Here is a 16,603-nt window from a genome sequence, read left to right as displayed (position 1 = left end):
GGGTCGCCGTGCTCAAGGACGGGGTGCTGCAGCAGTGCGATACGCCGCTGAATCTGTACGACAAGCCGCGCAACCTGTTCGTGGCCGGCTTCATCGGCTCTCCGGCCATGAACCTGATGGAAGGCGATGTCGCCGAGGACGGCGTGCACATCGGCGACTACGTGGTTCCGGTGCCGCGCGAGACGCTGGCCAAGGCCGGTAACGAGAAGCGGCTCGTGCTCGGCATCCGACCCGAGAACTTCACCCTCGGTGCGGGCACGGAGGGTATCGGCATCGACGTGGCGGTGGTGGAGGAACTCGGCGCGGATGCGTACCTCTACGGCACCGTCACCGGGCTGGACGAGGACGATCGGCTGACCGCACAGCAGATCACGGCGCGGATCTCGTCGCGGACGCCACCTCAGCGTGGCGAGACGGTGCGGCTCAAGATCGACCCGAGTCACGTGCACGTGTTTTCCGAGGCAGACGGGCGGCGCCTGTCCTGAGATAGCGGGCCGGGTCGGCGGACACGGGCTGACACCATGGGCGAGTGCATCGGTTCTGCCACGTCACCGCCGGGGTCAGCGGGAGCATCGCGATCTAGCGCAGGTGGCGGAGAGCGAACCGGCCGATCCGCTCCCACTCCGAACCGAAGTGGTCGTCGGTGACCATGTACGTCCAGGTGGCGCCGGGGCGATACAGCTCGACGGCGTCCAAGTCGAGCCCGCCGTCGCGGACGGGTGCCCGTTCGACCAGCCCGGCCGCCTCCGCACAGGCCCGATCGATCAACGGTGCATAGGCGGCCTGGACGAGCCGGTTGAACTCGTACAGCGGATCCTCGCGAGCGAGCGCTCTGAGGTGGATCCCCTCGCGGAGCTCGGTGACGTACGCCAGATGCTCGCTCCACCGCCGGTCGAGGCTGCTGAGCACGACGACTCGGACCGACCGGCGCAGCGGCTGGTCACCGATCTGATCGACCAGGCAGGCCATCCGGTCGGGGATCAGCAGCTGCAGCTCGTCCAGCCCGCGGTCGGCGGTCAGCACCGCGTGCCGCAGTTCCAGGAACTGGTCTCGCTGGGTCGCCAGCAACCTGCCGTAACGGGCCGACAGCCGGCGCAGATCCTGCTGACGCGCCTCGGCGGCCCGCTGGCTGTGCTCGACCAGGGCGCGCAGACCGGCGTCGTCGAGCTCTCCGGCCGGCGCGTCGCCGTTCTCGACCACGAGGTCGTCGTCCGGGCTGACGAAGTAGACCGATCGGCCGGGGTCGCCCTGGCGACCCGCTCGTCCACGCAGCTGCAGGTCGAGCCGGTGACTGGGGAAGCGGCCGAGACCGACGACGCACAAGCCGCCGAGCTCGGCGACCCCGTCGGCGAGCCTGATGTCGGTGCCGCGCCCGGCCATCTGGGTGGACACGGTGATCTGACCCGGCCGGCCGGCGTGAGCGATCACGGCGGCCTCCTCTGCGTCGTTCTTGGCGTTCAGCACGGCCGGTGTCAGACCCGCGGCCGCCAGCAGGGAGCCGAATCGGTCCGACTCCGCGACGGACTGGGTGGCGACCAGCACCGGTTGGTCGCTGCGGTGCAGGTCGGCCACCAGACCGACCGCCGCGGTGTCTCGCTCGTCCGCGCTGCGGCCGAGCCGATCCGGTTCGTCCCGGCGGATGCAGGCTCGGTTCGGCCCGACGGCGGCACAGCGGATGCGATACAGCTCGTACAGCTCCTCGGCGGCCGGCAGCAGCGTGGCACTCATCCCGACCACGCGGCCGTACCGGCCGATCAGATCGCTGATCAGCAGCTGATCCAGGATCTGCACCCCGGCCGACGGCGCCAGCCGTTCCTTGGCCTCCACCGCAGCCTGCAGACCGTCCGGCCAGCGTTGCAGCGCCTCCACCCGCCCCCGCGACCGGCTGACCAGCCGGACCCGGCCTCGGTCGAGGACGTAGTCGACGTCGCGCCGGAGCAGCTCCTCGGCGTAGAGGGCGACGTGCACGCGAGTGAGCAGGTCGGCGTCAGCGCCGAAGAGGTCGGCCACGGCGAATCGTTGCTCCACCCGGCGCAGACCGGCCTCGGTCAGGTGCAGTGTGCGCCGGTCCGGGTCGACGGTGTAGTCGGTTCCGGCGGCCAGCGAGGCCACGAACACAGCAAGCTCGGTGTCGGTGCCCGCTCGCCGGGCGTCCTCGCCGGCCAGCACGAGCGGCACGCGTGCCTCGTCCAGCAGCACCGCGTCGGCCTCGTCGACGATCGCGGCGTCGTGGCCGATCCCGACCAGGTCTGCCGGGTCGAGCCGGAGCCGATCGCGCAGGGTGTCGAAGCCGGCCTCGCTCACCGGGACGTACGTCACCTCGGCGCGGTACGCCGCCCGCCGGGTCGTCTGGTCCGCAGCAGAAGTGACCGCCTCGACCGAGATGCCGACCGCGCGCAGCAGCGGGCCCATCCAGTCGGCGTCGCGGCGGGCCAGGTAGTCGTTCGCCCCGAGCACGTGCACCCGGTGACCGCCGAGCACCAGGCCGGTGGCGACGAGGGCGCCGACCAGCGTCTTGCCCTCCCCGGTCGCCATCTCCACCGACACCCCGCGGAGCATCGCCGCCGCAGCCTGCAGCTGGACGTCGTACGGCCGCAGCCCGATTCGCCGGTCGGCGAGCTCGCGCAGGTCGATCAGGAACGAGGCCAGCGCCTGGTCCGAGCGGGCGAAGTCCGGCGGCAGTACTCGCAACCGGTCGCGGAGCTCCTCGTCGGAGGCCCGGGTCGGTGGCCGCAACCGGCCGGCGACCTCCATCGTGTGCGCCACCTCGCCGATCGAGCCTCGGCCCGGGTTGTCGGACAACCAGGCACGGAATCGCGGCCACCAGCGCACGGATCCATCACAGCACGAGACGCCTCGATCACAGCAGGAGCCGTCGCGAAGGTATCCCGGCGACACCTCGCGCCTCCTGACCCGTTGTGCAGCGACTCGACGCCGCCGAGCTGCGGGAGGTGCTCGCCCTCGGCCACGTGACCGGTGAGCTGACGCAGTTCTCCCAGCTCGGCACCGCTCTCGCCCTGCTGGCCGGTGTGGTCGGGTCCGACACGGCGACGCTGACCCAGCTGGATCTGCAGACCGGGCACGAGGTGGCGCTGTTCTGGCCGCTCGAGCGGGCCCGGACCGCCCGATTGGAGGAGTACGTCCGGGTCGGTCACCTGCACCCGCTCCGGGCCGTGCTGGCCCGCGAGCTGCCGCGCCGGGCCGGGCAGCGTGTGGTCCCGCGAATCTCGGACCAGCTCAGCCAGCACGGCTGGCGCTCGCACCCGGTGCGGGCAGCGATGCCCGACGTCACCGACCAGATGGCCGCGCTGCTGAGCGGGCGGCAGTCGGTGCTGCACGCCGTCACCCTCGGTCGGCTGGGCGGCCGGTTCAGCGACAAGCAGCGCGACCTGCTGGCCGCGGCCGGTCCCCTGCTGGCCGCGCCGCTGGCCCGCAGTGTGCGCGCCGGTCATCGCGCGCTTCAGCTCGCGCCCCAGGCCCGCTGGGTGCCGGCCGACCAGGCACCTGGCTGGGAGCCGACGGACGCCGGGGCGCGGCCAGGAACGGCTGTGGCGGAGGCGTCGCCGGACCTGCCGCTGAGCGCGCGCGAGCTGGAGGTGCTGGAACTGGTGGCGCGCGGGAACACCGACGCACAGGTCGCCCGCCGGTTGGGTCTGCGCCCGGCGACTGTGTCCAAGCACCTGAGCCGGATCTATGGCCGGCTGGGCGTCCCGAATCGGGCGGCGGCCGTCCAGCGGCTGGGACGGACACCGTCCTCACTAGGGTGAGAGCCGTGGGTCAGGTGGCGGACAATCTTGCGGCGGTCCAGCAGCGGATCGAGGTCGCGTCCGTGCGGGCCGGCCGGGCTCCCGGCAGCGTCCGGTTGCTGCCGGTGAGCAAGACCCACGGTCCGGAGAAGATCCGCGAGGCGTACGACGCCGGGATGCGGATCTTCGGCGAGAACCGGGTGCAGGAGGCAGCGCAGAAGGCCGAGCTCTTCGCCGACGTACCCGATCTGCGATGGGCCGTGATCGGTCACCTGCAGACCAACAAGGCGAAGGACGTGGCGACGTTCGCCGAGGAGTTCCATGCCCTCGACTCGCTCCGGCTGGCCGAGGCCCTCGATCGCCGGCTGCACCAGCAGGCGCGGTCGCTGGACGTGTTCGTTCAGGTGAACTCCTCCGACGAGCCGCAGAAGTTCGGGGTAGCGGTCGAGAACGCGGTCGACTTCGCGGTCGCGCTCCGGCCGTACCAGAACCTGCGGGTGCGCGGGTTGATGACGCTGGCGATCTTCTCCGACGACGCAGAGGCGGTCGCCGGCTGCTTCCGGCGGATGCTCGAGGTCCAGGAGCGGCTACGCCAGACCGACACCGCCGCCGGCAGCTACGACGAGTTGTCGATGGGAATGTCGGGAGACTTCGAGCTCGCGATCGCGTACGGCGCTACCACGGTCCGGGTCGGCGAGGCCATCTTCGGCAGCCGGTTGCGGCCGCAGGACTACTGGCCGGGCTGACGGCTCGGACGGAGCCGGGCGCCGCCCGGGCTGGGCAGCGGCGTTCCAGATGGCGTGGGCGTAGGTGCTGTGGCCGAGGTCGAGGGTGCCTTGGGGGGTGACGAGGTAGATCCAGCCGTGGGGTGAGTGCCAGACGACGGTGTCGGGCTCGGGTTGGCGTTTGGCCCATCCGCCGTAGGTTTTGGCTCGGTGGTGGTGTCGGGTCAGTGGTGACAGGTTGTCGGCCGAGGTGGTTCCGCCGTGTTGGTGGGGGATGGTGTGGTCGAGGTCCATGGTGCAGGCGTCGCGGGTGCCGAACGGGAAGCTGTCCACGACGTGTCGCCAGCGGGCGGCTTCGCGGCTTTCCGTCAGCTGGCCAGAATGTCGCCGATCGACATCGAGCGCGTCGGATCAGCCTCGGTAACCGTTTACCGGGACCGGTCGAGGTCGATCGGCGACGTCGGGACCCGCTCCGGCGCGCTCGACCGGCTCAGAGATTCTCGATCTCCAGGACCGGGATGTCGCCGGCGGGAGTGAAGCCGAAGATCTGGCCGAGGAAGGAGATCTGGGCCTCGTGCGACGCCTTGATCGACTCCGCCCGGCGGAACCCGTGCCCCTCGCCTGGATAGATCACCAGCGCGACCGGCAACCGCTTGGCTCGCGCTGCGGCGGCCATCGCCTCGGCCTGGTTCGGGGGCACCACCTTGTCGTCGGATCCCTGCAGCAGCAGGATTGGCGCGGCCAGATCGTCGACGTGGTTGATCGGGGAGCGATCCTGATACACCGCGCGCTCGGCCGGGTAGGGTCCGACCAGCCCGTCGAGATAGCGCGACTCGAACTTGTGCGTGTCCCGGGCGAGTGTCTCCAGGTCGCCGACGCCGAACAGGCTGATCCCGGCCGCGAAGGTCTGCGTCGCGGTCAGCGCGCGCAGTGTGGTGTAACCACCGGCGCTGCCGCCCATGATCGCCAGCCGAGCGGGATCGGCCCGGCCCTGGTCGCCCATCGCCGCGGCACCCTCGGCACAGTCGCGGACGTCGACAATGCCCCAGCGGCCGCGCAGCCGCTCCCGGTAGGCCCGGCCATAGCCGGCACTCCCGCCGTAGTTGACGTCCAGCACGGCGACTCCGCGGGTGGTCCAGAACTGCACTGCCAGCTTGAAGTCCGGCGCCGAGAAGCCGGTCGGACCACCATGCGAGAGCGTCATCAGCGGCGGCAGTTCGTCGGCGCCGGCGCCGGCTTGCGGATTCGTCGGCGGATAGAACCAGCCGAACACCTCGCCGTCGTCGCTCGGCCAGCTGACCGGACTCGCCAGCGACACCCAGGAGCGGTCGAACGGCAGCTCACCGGACACCCGGACCACCTCCGCCGAGCCGCTGCCGAGGTCGATCAGGACCAGCTCGGGCGGTCGGTCCGGATAGGTCACGACCGCCGCCGCCCGATCGGGTACGTCCGCAGAGACCGACAATGATCGCGCGGATCCATCGACGTCCACGTCGTCGAGCCGACCCGAGCCGGGTTCGAGGATGCCGAGCCCGAGGTGACCGCGCTCGCGCCTGGTGCACAGCAGCCGGCCGTCGGCAAGCACCGCGTACGGGTTCTGACCGAACACCCACTGCGGCTCGGCGAAACTCGCGTCGGCCGGATGCAGATTGCGCGGCTCCGCGGCTCCGGTCGTGGCGTAGAGATTCCAGAAGCCCGAGCGATCCGAGGCGAACAGCAGAGCGGCCTGTGTCCAGCGGGGCTGGATCGCCGACTCCGCCGGTCCGCCCGCGATCGGGGTGGCGTCCTCGACGGCGAGATCTCCATCCGGGGTGGTCGTGAGCCGGCCGGTCATCAGCCGGGTCTCGTCCCAAGGCATGTTCGGGTGGTCCCACTCCACCCAGGCGAGCCGGCCGTCGCCGGCCAGCTCCGGGGTGGCGTAGAAGTCGGCCCCGGTGCAGAGCACCCGGCCGAATCCCTCACCGGAGGAGTCCAACCGAATCGCCACGAGGGTGTTCTCCGGCTCGCCGCCGTTCCGGTGGTCCTCGCGGATCGCGAGCGCGAGCCCGCGGTCGGCATGCACCCGGATGTCGGCAAACCGCACGTCGGCACCGTCGCCGGTCAGCGGGCTCGGTGCGTCGTCGGTGCCCAGGACGTACAACCGGCCGTCGGTGAAGTCGCTGAACACGACCACCCCGGCTTCGACCGCGTACTCGCCGCCGCCGTACTCGTGCACCCGGCTGCGAACGTAGTGCCGGGGCGTCAGCTCATGCGTGGTCCCGTCGCCTCGACGCCGCCACAGGCTGGAGCGTCCGCCCTGGTCGGCGCGGGTCTCCAGCCAGTAGAGGTCGGTTCCGTCGAGGGCCGGCGCGTCCAAACCGACTAGCGAGGAGGTCATCAGCTCCGGCGTGATGGGAGAGGGCCACGAGCCATATGGGGTAGCGCTCATCCAGCCACTCTAGAGTCGTGGCGGCGCGGCGCCCAGCGGGCCGTCGCACGCTCCGGGCGCGCTGCGCCTGAGCCGACCGCTGGATCTGCTGTGACGGATGGGGCAGAATAGACAGCGATCCGCCAAGTCGGCTACGACGGACAGGCTCTGAGGATGTCGGGGAAGGCAGCCCTCTCGGCTGTCGGTTCGCAGTCCTTGGAGGATCGATGAGTACGACCCGTGGAGTTCTGTTCGTCCACTCCGCGCCGTCCGCGCTCTGCCCGCATGTCGAGTGGGCCGCCGGCGGCGTCTTCGGCATGCCCGTCCGGCTCGACTGGACCCCGCAGCCGATCGAGCGCGCCAGCTACCGCGCGGAATACTCCTGGAGCGGGCCGGTCGGAACCGCCGGGCGGCTGGCGTCGGCGCTCAAGGGGTGGCAGCGGCTCCGGTTCGAGGTGACCGAGGAGGCCACCTCGGCGAGCGAGGCCGAACGCTATGCATACACCCCGACCCAGGGGATCTTCCACGCCGTCACCGGACTGCACGGCGACGTGATGGTGCCAGAGGACCGGATCAAGCACGCCGTGACCGAGGCCGCCCTCGGCGGCCGGGACCTGGTCGACGCGCTCGCCGACCTGCTCGGCAGCGGCTGGGACGCCGAGCTCGAGCCGTTCCGCTACGCCGGCGACGGCGCCCCGGTTCGCTGGCTGCACCAGGTGGTCTAGCGCGGCCCTCTGTCCCGAGTTGTCAGGTTCTCAGCGCGCTATAGCGCGCTGAGAACCTGACAACTCGCAGAGAGCGTGAGGTCAGGTCGCGTCCCAGAGCCGGCGGTAGTAGCCGATCCGGTCGTCGTCGCGCTCGATCCCGTACGCGTCCAGCAGCTCGTCGGTCCACTCACCGTCGTAGTTCCAGCCCAGGCTGTACGTCGCCACGGCCAGATCGGCCCAGCGGTCCGCGACGCCCAGCCGGCCGAGATCGACGTGCCCGGTGAACGCGCCGGCCTCGTCCAGCAGGGTGTTGGGCGCACACATGTCGCCGTGACACACCACGAGCCGGTCGATCGGCGGCGCCTGCTCGATCAGCACCCGGTCCTCGTCCCGCTTGATCCAGGCGAACCGGGTGGCGAGGCTCCAGTCGAACGGGCAGTCCAGCACCGGCAGCCGATCGTGGAACGACCGGAGCCCGGTGCCGATCGCGCGCACGGCGATCCGCGGCTCGGCGATCCAGCGCGGGTGCACCGCGCTCCGGCCGGGGACGGCCCGGGTCCGCAGCCAGGCCCCGTGCTCGTCGCTGCCGAGGTCGATCACGGCCGGCACGGTGGTGAAGCGGCCCGCCCAGTCCAGTCGGGCCGCCTCGTCCACCACGTCGAACTCGGGGTGGTGCGGCACCCACTTCACGAACTGGCCGACGTCGGGATAGGCGAACGTCAGCCCGCCCAGCTGATTCAGCCAAACCGCGTGCCCGGTGCCGAGCCCTTCCCGGCGCGCCAGCTCGCGGACGGAGGCCGGCACGTCGACCGGCCGGACCGGAATGGTCACCCGCCGGTCGCGTACCGGTTCGTGAAGGCGACGGCGACGTTGTGGCCGCCGAAGCCGAACGAGTTGTTGATGCCGGCGATGTCGCCCTCTGGCAGCTCGCGGACCTTGTCGGCGATGTCGATGCCGAGGTCGGGCTCCGGGTTGTCCAGGTTGATCGTCGGCGGCACGGTCCGGTTGCGCAGCGCCAGCAGCGTGGCCAGCGACTCCAGCGCCCCGGCACCGCCGAGCAGGTGCCCGGTCATCGACTTGGTCGAGGTGACGATCGCGGCGGTCCCGTCGCCGAGGGCCTGCCGGATCGAGCCGGCCTCGGTCACGTCACCCTGCGGCGTGGAGGTCGCGTGTGCGTTCACGTGCACGATGTCGGCCGGCTCCAGCTCCGCCGCCTTCATCGCCAGCTTCATCGCCCTGGCCTGGGGCGCACCGCTCGGCTCGGGCTGGACCATGTCGTGGGAGTCGGCGGTGATGCCGGCGCCGGCGAGCTCGCCGTAGATCTTGGCGCCGCGGGCCTGCGCGTGCTCGAGAGTCTCGATCACGAAGATCGCCGAGCCCTCGCCCATCACGAAACCGTCCCGGTCGACGTCCCACGGACGCGAGGCCCGCTCGGGCTCGTCGTTGCGCCGGCTCATCGCCTGCATCTGCCCGAACGCGCCGATGGTGACTGGGTGGATGCAGCCCTCGGAGCCTCCGACCAGGACCACGTCGGCTCGGTCGAGCCGGATGATGTCGATCGCCAGCGACAGCGCCTCGTTGCTCGAGGCGCAGGCCGAGACGGGCGTGTGCACGCCCGCCTTGGCCCCGATCCGCAGTCCCAGGTTCGCGGCGGCGGCGTTCGCCATCAGCATCGGCACGGTCAGCGGACTGACCCGGCGCACGCCCTTGTCCTTTTGGATGTCCCACTGGCCGAGCAGCGTCTGCAGGCCACCGATGCCGGTCGCCACCACGCTGGCGAGCCGCTCGCGGTCGACCGGGTTGTCGTCGCCGAAGCCGAAACCGGCGTCGGTCCACGCCTCGGTGCCTGCGACGATCGCGAGCTGAGCCACCCGGTCGAGCCGGCGGGCCTCCACCCGCTCCAGCACGGTGGCGGGGTCGACGGCCGCCTTCGCCGCGATCCGGCAGGGCAGATCATCGGCCCAGGGCTGCTCGATCAGGCTGACGCCGGACGTGCCGGCGAGCATCGCGTCCCAGGTGCTGGCCACGTCTCCGCCGAGCGGCGTGGTGGCGCCGACTCCGGTGACGACGATCGTCTTGCGATCCATCAGTTCCTCCCTGGCAGTGGGATCGGGGCCACCGCTCGATCGAGGAGGTGGCCCCGCGGGATCAGGAGGCGGCGCGCTCGATGTAGGCGACCGCGTCGCCGACGGTCTTCAGGTTCTTGGCCTCCTCGTCGGGGATGCTCACGCTGAACTTCTCCTCGGCGGCGTAGATGATCTCGACCATCGACAGCGAGTCGACGTCGAGGTCGTCGGCGAACGACTTGTCCAGCTGGACGTCGTCCGCCGGCACACCGGCGACCTCGTTGACGATTTCGGCGAGGTCGGCGCGGATCTCTTCGGTGGTGGCCATGCGATGGCTCCTTCTAGGTGGGTGGACCGTCTGGTTTCGGGTCTACGTCTCTCGGGATTCTTGCGTACGTGGTGGAACGGGGGACAGGGGAGTCGGACCAGAGCACCCTACGGGTGGGCGCGGACGAACTCACGCGCATCGGCCAGCTGGTCCGGCGTGTTGAGCGAGAACAGCTCGACATTCTTCAGGTTCCGCTTGGCGATGCCGGTCAGCGTGCCGGCCGGCGGCAGCTCGAGCAGACCGGTCACGCCGAGGTCGGCCATGGTCGCCATGCACAGGTCCCAGCGCACCGGATTCGCCACCTGGTTCACGATCCGGCCCAGCACCTCGGGTCCGTTGCCGACCACCGCTCCGTCGGCGTTCGACAGCAGCCGGGTGGTCGGGTCGTTGGTGTCGATCGCCCGGGCGAGCTGGTCGAGCCGCTCCACCGCCGGCCGCATGTGGACCGTATGGAACGCACCGGCCACGCTCAGCGCGATCAGCCGGGCACGGGCGGGCGGATCGGCGGCGAGCGCCGCCAGCTGATCCGTGGTGCCGGCCGCGACGATCTGGCCCGAGCCGTTGTTGTTCGCGGGGGTCAGCCCGGCGCGCTCGATCGCCTCGAGCACCTCGTCCGGCTTGCCGCCGACGACGGCGGTCATCGAGGTCGGAGTGGCCGCGCTCGCGGCTGCCATCTCGCGACCGCGCTCGCGGACCAGGACCATCGCCTGCTCCGCAGACAGCACGCCGACGCAGGCCGCCGCGGTGATCTCACCGACGGAGTGACCGGCGACCACGCCGACGGAGGCGAAGTCGTCGCGCCCGCCGGGCAGCAGCTCGAGCGCGGCCAGCAGGCCGGCCGCCACCAGCAACGGCTGGGCGACCGCGGTATCGCGGATGGTGTCGGCGTCGGCCTCGGTGCCGTACCGGCGCAGGTCCAGGCCGGCGACCGCGGACAGCCACTCGATCCGGTCCGCGAAGCTCGGCTCGGCGAGCCAAGGCGCGAGGAAGCCGGGAGTCTGTGCACCCTGACCGGGCGCGACGATGGCGAGCACGTGTTCACTATGTCGTGCCCGACCGACGTACGTCCTCCATGGACACGACGAACTTTCGGCGGCGTCGTTTGTGGGAACCCCACAAATCGGTGAGCAGGTTCACGGGCCCGCGTCACACCACCGCGCGGGCGTCGATCGGTGTCGGCCGCGGGGCCGCCTTCGCCGGCTCGGGCTTGCTCAGCAGCCTGCCCAGCGTGAGCGCGAGCCGGAGGGCGTACGCGTCCCGCGGGTCGGTCGGACTGTAGCCGCTGACCTCGTGGATGCGTCGCAGCCGGTAGCGCACCGTGTTGGGGTGAACGAACAAAGCGCGGGCCGCCGCCTCGACCGAGGAGCCCTGGTCGAGAAAGCTGATCAGCGTCTCCAGCAGCCCGCCGCCCGCCGCCAGCAGGGGGTCGTAGAGCTCGCGGGCGAGGGCGCGCCGGGCGTGGCCGTCGCCCGCCAGCGCTCGCTCCGGGAGCAGGTCGTGGGTGCTGACCGGCCGGGGCGCCTCGGGCCAGGCCACCGCCGCGCGGTAGCCCGACAGCGCTTCCCGGGTGGAGCCGCCGGCCTCCATCAGGTGCGCGACGACCGGCCCGACCACGACCGGCCCGGGGCCGAAGAACGATGCCAGCGAGCCGACCAGGCCGAGCGTGGAGGTCTCGCTGTGCAGGCCGTCGCCGCCCAGGATGACGATCATCCGGTCGCCCTGGATCGAGCCGAGCATGTCGACCCGACCGATCGCCGCGTTGTGCCGGATCGCCTCCAGGGTCTGGCTGCCGTCGCCTTCCGGCGAGCGCCCGACAACCACGACGATCGCGGCCGGGGAGCGCCAGCCGAGTGCGGACGCGCGCGACAGCACGGTCTCGTCGGTGTCGCCGCGGACCACGGCGTCGACCACCAGGGCCTCGAGCCGGGCGTCCCAGGCGCCGCGCAGCTCGGCGGCCCGGGCATAGACCTCCGCGGCGGCGAACGCGACCTCCCGGCTGTACTGCACGATCGCGGCGTGCAGGACCGGCCGGTCGGCCTTGGGCATCACCTCGTCGATCTGGGTCTCGACCACCTCGATGGTGGTCTTCACCAGCTCGACCGTCTGGGCCAGCGAGATCCGCCGAGCCAGCTCGCGCGGGGCCGAGCCGAACACGTCCGAGCCGGTCGGCGCGGCCGGGTCCGGGTCCGCGAACCACGTGACGAAGCCGTCGATCCCGGTCTGGGCGACGAGGGTGATCCACGATCTGTGCTCCGCGTCGAGGTCGCGGAACCAGCGGTACCGGGCCTCCATCTCGGCGATCGTCGCGGTCGTCATCGCCCCGGTGACGCCGGTCAGCCGCTTCGCGATGGTGGCGCGAGTTTTGGCGGCGGGCAGCAGGGACTTGTTGATCCCACGCACGCTCGCGGCCATAGGCTGACTGTAGTGGTGGGTGGACGGCGGGAGGACGCGGCGTGAGTGATCTGGAGCTGAGGCCCGACGAGCTCGTCTGCACCGGCACGTCGGGCGGCGGTCCGGAGGAGCTGCTGCTGACGGCCCGGAAGGTGTATCTGGGCAAGACCACCGAGGTGTCTCGGGCGCTCCCGGACCGCGACCTGCGGATGATCGGCGCATGGTGCTTCCTGGACCACTACGGGCCGGAGGACGTCAGCGACTCGCCGGGGATGCAGGTCTGGGCCCATCCGCACACCGGTCTGCAGACGGTCAGCTGGCTGATCGAGGGCGAGATCGAGCACCGCGACAGTCTCGGCTCGCAGGTCATGGTCCGCCCGGGCGAGCTGCACATCATGACCTCCGGCCACGGCATCGTGCACTCCGAGATCTCCCAGCCCGACAAGCCGCCGACGATGCACGGGGTCCAGCTGTGGGTCGCGCTGCCCGACGGTGACCGGGACGCCGAGCCGCTGTTCCGCTCCTATCGCGAGCTGCCCTCGCTCGATCTCGACGGGGCCCGCGGGAAGGTGCTGATCGGCGAGCTGGACGGCGTACGGTCGCCGGCGCACACCTACACCCCGCTGGTCGGCGCCGACCTCGAGCTCGAACCGGGCGCGGCGATCCCCGTGGCCGTCGACCCGACCTACGAGTACGGCGTGTTCGTCGTCTCCGGCCGGGTCCGGTCGGGGGCGAGCGAGGCCGGCGTCGACCAGCTGCTCTATCTCGGCCAGGGACGCGAGCGGCTCGAGCTCACGAGCCAGGAGGGCGCCCGGGTGATGATCCTCGGCGGTGAGCCGTTCGCCGAGGAGATCGTGATGTGGTGGAACTTCGTCGGGCGCAGTCACGACGAGATCGTCGGCTATCGCTCGGCGTGGGCCGGCCGCGCGGACCGGTTCCCGCCGGTGGTGTCCCGCGACGAGAAGGTGATGGAGGCGCCGCCGATGCCGACCGTCCCGCTGAAGCCGCGACCCCGGCGCCGGCGGTCCGGCTGATGTGCCCTGAGCCTGTCGAAGGGCGACTCGGATGAACCCGGTCGAGGCGCTGCGCGAGATCGGCTTCCTGCTGGAGCGCAGCCGCTCCGACACGCACCGGGTGAAGGCATACCGCAAGGCGGCGGACACCGTCGCGGCCATGTCGCCGGAGCAGCGCGAGGAGCACCAGCGCGAACACAGCTGGCCGAAGGTGACCGGGATCGGCCCGAAGACCGCGGCGGTGATCACCCAGGCGATGGCCGGGGACGTACCGGAATACCTGCAGAAGCTGCGCGACGAGGCGAGCCCGCTGGCCGTCGGCGGCGGCTCGATCCGCGAGCTGATCAAGGGCGACCTGCACACCCACTCCACCTGGTCCGACGGCGGCAGCCCGGTGGAGGAGATGATGCTCACGGCGCAGCGGCTGGGCCACGCGTACTGCGCGATCACCGACCACTCGCCCCGGCTGACCGTCGCCCGCGGGCTGACCGCTGATCGGCTGCGCGAGCAGATGGAGCTGACCGGCGACCTGAACTCCGCGATGGCGCCGTTCCGGGTGCTGCAGGGGATCGAGGTCGACATCCTCGAGGACGGCGGGCTGGACCAGGAGGATGCCCTGCTCGGCGAGCTGGACGTGGTGGTCGCCAGCGTGCACTCCAAGCTCCGTTCGGACTCGGAGACGATGACCCACCGGATGGTGGGCGCGATCGCGAACCCGCGGGTGAACATCCTCGGTCATTGCACGGGCCGGCTGATCGAGGGGGAGCGAGGGTTGCGGCCGGAGTCGACCTTCGACGCCGAGGTGGTCTTCGAGGCCTGCCGGTCCTTCGACGTCGCGGTCGAGATCAACTCCCGGCCCGAGCGGCGCGACCCGCCGACGCGGCTGCTGCAGCTGGCGATCGAGATGGGCTGCCTGTTCTCGATCGACACCGATGCGCACGCGCCCGGCCAGCTGGAGTTCGTCGCGTACGGCTGCGAGCGGGCCGAGCAGCTCGGGCTGGACCCGGACCGGATCATCACCACCTGGCCGGTCGACCGCCTGCTGGCCTGGTGCGCCAAGCGCTGAGCCTTGACCCTCATCGCCGGGCCCGCCTCGCGGCTGGGGCCAGCTGCCCGGATGGCCTCGAGTCCCACTCCTTGCTCGCGCGGCCGCGCCCACTCCGCACCCGGCGGGTGCACTGCGCACCCGGCACGAGGGGTGCGGAGTCGCCCTCCGGGGCGCGGAGTCGCGGTGGAGTGGCTGGGGAGGGTGCGGAGTCGATCGCGTTGGAGCGAGCGTTACGCAGAACTGCGCAATGACGTACGTCGCGGGCGGGCGCGCGCTCACCGACGGCATCGTCCATCCGAAGGAGAACCATCGATGCCCCGTCGCCTCGCCGTCGCCACTGCGGCGCTCGCCCTGTCCCTCGGTGGTGCCGCCGCGGCCCAGGCCGCCCCCATCCCCGTGCCGGGTCCGAAGGTGCCGGTCGAGCACCTCGGATTCAGCGGCGCCCAGTTCAACGTGCGCTCCGGCACGCCCCGCTGCTTCACCGGCGGCGGCTCGATGGGGCTCGGCTATCCGATTCCCGCCGGTGCGACGGTGACCGGGCTGACCGCGTACGTGATCGACGGCCAGAACCCCGGCCTGGTCCACGTCGAGCTGTCCCGGCACGACTTCGCCACGGGCGCGAGCCACATCCTGGCCACCGGCGACAGCGTCAACGGCGACAACACCACGGTGGAACTGAAGGTCGCCGGCGGCTACACCGTGGCCATCGGGGAGGGCGTGAACGTCGTCGTCACCCTCGCCAGCGGCACCTGTTTCAAGGGTGCGACGATGCACTACCTCGCGCCGGGCGTGAGCGCGGCGGCGGACGGGTCCGCTCAGCGCCGACGGGCGGAGCCCGGGCTCGCTCCGGACGGCTCGACTCGCTGACGTGGAGAGTTGTCAGGTTCTCAGCGCGCTATAGCTCGCTGAGAACCTGACAACTCGCGCGGGACGGAGGCTCAGGGGGCGATGGCGACCTTCATGCTCTCGGGGCTCATCGAGGTCCGCATGGCCTGCTCGGCGGCGTCCAGGCCGTAGGTGTGGGTGACCATCTCCTCGAACGGATACCGGTCGGCGTAGCGCTCCAGCAACCGCAGCGCCGGCCCATACCCGGTGCTTGGGTGGTTGGTCAGCCCGACCAGCCGGATGTTCTTGCTGCAGACATGCCGGTGCACGTTGATCGAGGTCTCGCCGGTGTCGGCGAAGTTGCCCATCTCCAACATCATCCCGCCGCGCTTCAGCATCTCGATCCCCTCCACGAAGGAGCGGGGGGTGTTCGCCATGTGCAGGACGACATCCGCGCCACGGCCTCCGGTCAGCGCCCGGACCCGGTCGATCCGCTCCTCGGCGCTCGTCGCCGTCACGTCGAGCACCTCGTCGGCGCCGCAGCGTTTCGCCCAGTCCAGCCGATATGACGAGAGATCGGTGGCGATGATCTGCCCGGCCCCCATCAGGTCGGCCTTCGCGACGTGCAGCAGCCCGAGCGGACCGGAGCCGATCACCACCACGGTGTCGCCGGAGTTGAAGCCCTCGAAGGCGTACGAACTGAACTCCTTCAGCTTGTCCAGGCTGGCCGTGCACGCCATCAGCTCGGCCAGCACGGCGATCCGCGGCGACAGCCCGTCGGGCACCTTGTAAACGAACGTGTCCGGTCGCAGGTACATCTGCTCCGCCCAGCCGCCGAGCAGGTGCGGCGGGTCTGCGCTGGTCAGCGAATTGCCGTAGCACTCGGAGTTGTCGCACCAGACCCAGCCGGACACGTGCTTGCAGGTGTAGCAGCGCCCGCAGACGATGTCGGGGCAGTGGGTGATCCGGTCGCCGACCTTCAGCCGGCGGCCGTAGAACTCGATCCGCTCGGCGGCTCGCGGGGTGATCTCGGTGACGATGCCGACGTTCTCGTGTCCTTGGATGATCGGGAACGGCGTGTCGGTCTCCGCGGGCGTGCCGGCGTACTGCTTGGTCTCGCCGGCGTACGTGTGCTTGTCGGTTCCGCAGATGCCGGACAGCTCGACCTGCATCAGCAGGGCGCCGTCGGCCAGCGTCGGGCGCGGGAACTCCTGCACCTCGTACCGGCCGGGCGCGGTCAGCACCGCCGCGCGTACGCTCTCCGCCACGTCCGTGGCCCCTCTCCGCCGGGTGGTCCGCTGGGTGATCTTGTGGCCCCACTCTCTCAGAGCGCGGGGCGCGGTCGAT

At 71.2% G+C, this 16,603-nt stretch carries 15 protein-coding genes; 7 read left to right on the top strand and 8 right to left on the bottom strand.

Features of this window, described 5'->3' with window-relative positions:
• A partial coding sequence (locus ABD747_RS00505) for a TOBE domain-containing protein (protein ID WP_344801104.1) occupies window positions 1-485 on the top strand: 485 nt, incomplete at its 5' end.
• A 94-nt stretch (window positions 486-579) separates the two neighbouring features.
• Here the strand turns inward: ABD747_RS00505 and secA2 are convergent.
• The gene (secA2, locus tag ABD747_RS00500; RefSeq protein WP_344801103.1) at window positions 580-2,802 is read right to left on the bottom strand and encodes an accessory Sec system translocase SecA2; all 2,223 of its coding nucleotides are present in this window, start codon (window positions 2,800-2,802) and stop codon (window positions 580-582) included.
• A gap of 116 nt (window positions 2,803-2,918) precedes the next feature.
• Here secA2 and ABD747_RS00495 point away from each other — a divergent pair, with 116 nt between their 5' ends.
• Together ABD747_RS00495 and ABD747_RS00490 are read left to right on the top strand one after the other, a co-directional pair.
• Window positions 2,919-3,767, top strand: coding sequence for a helix-turn-helix transcriptional regulator (locus ABD747_RS00495; protein ID WP_344801102.1), 849 nt, complete (start codon window positions 2,919-2,921; stop codon window positions 3,765-3,767).
• A 5-nt stretch (window positions 3,768-3,772) separates the two neighbouring features.
• The gene (locus ABD747_RS00490; protein WP_344801101.1) at window positions 3,773-4,492 is read left to right on the top strand and encodes a YggS family pyridoxal phosphate-dependent enzyme; all 720 of its coding nucleotides are present in this window, start codon (window positions 3,773-3,775) and stop codon (window positions 4,490-4,492) included.
• 469 nt (window positions 4,493-4,961) lie between these two features.
• On the opposite strand, the gene ABD747_RS00485 is transcribed toward ABD747_RS00490, so the two are convergent.
• Window positions 4,962-6,899 carry a S9 family peptidase gene (locus tag ABD747_RS00485; protein WP_344801100.1) on the bottom strand — a complete coding sequence of 646 codons (1,938 nt, stop codon included), beginning with the start codon at window positions 6,897-6,899 and terminating at the stop codon, window positions 4,962-4,964.
• A gap of 206 nt (window positions 6,900-7,105) precedes the next feature.
• Between ABD747_RS00485 and ABD747_RS00480 the strand changes: the two genes are divergently transcribed.
• Entirely contained in the window at window positions 7,106-7,603 is a 498-nt protein-coding gene (locus ABD747_RS00480; RefSeq protein WP_344801099.1) for a DUF3145 domain-containing protein, read from the top strand.
• An 81-nt stretch (window positions 7,604-7,684) separates the two neighbouring features.
• Here ABD747_RS00480 and ABD747_RS00475 read toward each other — a convergent pair whose 3' ends face one another.
• From ABD747_RS00475 to ABD747_RS00455, 5 genes are all read right to left on the bottom strand, one after another.
• The gene (locus ABD747_RS00475) at window positions 7,685-8,416 is read right to left on the bottom strand and encodes an aminoglycoside 3'-phosphotransferase (protein ID WP_344801098.1); all 732 of its coding nucleotides are present in this window, start codon (window positions 8,414-8,416) and stop codon (window positions 7,685-7,687) included.
• Window positions 8,413-9,672 (bottom strand): beta-ketoacyl-[acyl-carrier-protein] synthase family protein, encoded by a 1,260-nt coding sequence (locus ABD747_RS00470; RefSeq protein WP_344801097.1) that lies wholly within the window; start codon window positions 9,670-9,672, stop codon window positions 8,413-8,415. The genes ABD747_RS00475 and ABD747_RS00470 overlap by 4 nt, the downstream gene beginning before the upstream one ends.
• A gap of 61 nt (window positions 9,673-9,733) precedes the next feature.
• Window positions 9,734-9,979 carry an acyl carrier protein gene (locus tag ABD747_RS00465; RefSeq protein WP_344801096.1) on the bottom strand — a complete coding sequence of 82 codons (246 nt, stop codon included), beginning with the start codon at window positions 9,977-9,979 and terminating at the stop codon, window positions 9,734-9,736.
• 107 nt (window positions 9,980-10,086) lie between these two features.
• The gene (locus ABD747_RS00460) at window positions 10,087-11,013 is read right to left on the bottom strand and encodes an ACP S-malonyltransferase (RefSeq protein WP_344801095.1); all 927 of its coding nucleotides are present in this window, start codon (window positions 11,011-11,013) and stop codon (window positions 10,087-10,089) included.
• Window positions 11,014-11,125: 112 nt separating this feature from the next.
• On the bottom strand, window positions 11,126-12,295 hold the full coding sequence (locus ABD747_RS00455) for a PucR family transcriptional regulator (RefSeq protein WP_425562456.1): 1,170 nt from the start codon (window positions 12,293-12,295) through the stop codon (window positions 11,126-11,128).
• A 137-nt stretch (window positions 12,296-12,432) separates the two neighbouring features.
• On the opposite strand from ABD747_RS00455, the gene ABD747_RS00450 reads away from it, so the two are divergent.
• The 3 genes from ABD747_RS00450 to ABD747_RS00440 all read left to right on the top strand — a co-directional run bounded on the left by ABD747_RS00450 (window position 12,433) and on the right by ABD747_RS00440 (window position 15,298).
• Window positions 12,433-13,404 carry a pirin family protein gene (locus tag ABD747_RS00450; RefSeq protein WP_344801093.1) on the top strand — a complete coding sequence of 324 codons (972 nt, stop codon included), beginning with the start codon at window positions 12,433-12,435 and terminating at the stop codon, window positions 13,402-13,404.
• A 31-nt stretch (window positions 13,405-13,435) separates the two neighbouring features.
• The gene (locus ABD747_RS00445; RefSeq protein WP_344801092.1) at window positions 13,436-14,449 is read left to right on the top strand and encodes a PHP domain-containing protein; all 1,014 of its coding nucleotides are present in this window, start codon (window positions 13,436-13,438) and stop codon (window positions 14,447-14,449) included.
• A gap of 294 nt (window positions 14,450-14,743) precedes the next feature.
• Window positions 14,744-15,298 carry a hypothetical protein gene (locus ABD747_RS00440; RefSeq protein WP_344801091.1) on the top strand — a complete coding sequence of 185 codons (555 nt, stop codon included), beginning with the start codon at window positions 14,744-14,746 and terminating at the stop codon, window positions 15,296-15,298.
• A gap of 71 nt (window positions 15,299-15,369) precedes the next feature.
• Here ABD747_RS00440 and ABD747_RS00435 read toward each other — a convergent pair whose 3' ends face one another.
• A complete protein-coding gene (locus ABD747_RS00435) occupies window positions 15,370-16,524 on the bottom strand; it encodes a zinc-binding dehydrogenase (RefSeq protein ID WP_344801090.1) in 1,155 nt (384 codons plus the stop codon).
• Window positions 16,525-16,603 lie beyond the last annotated feature (79 nt).

This window comes from Microlunatus ginsengisoli (assembly GCF_039537205.1).
In the GTDB taxonomy this organism is placed as follows: domain Bacteria; phylum Actinomycetota; class Actinomycetes; order Propionibacteriales; family Propionibacteriaceae; genus Microlunatus; species Microlunatus ginsengisoli.
The sequence above is the reverse complement of the archived record's forward strand: the minus strand, read 5'-3'. Positions and strand labels throughout refer to the sequence as shown.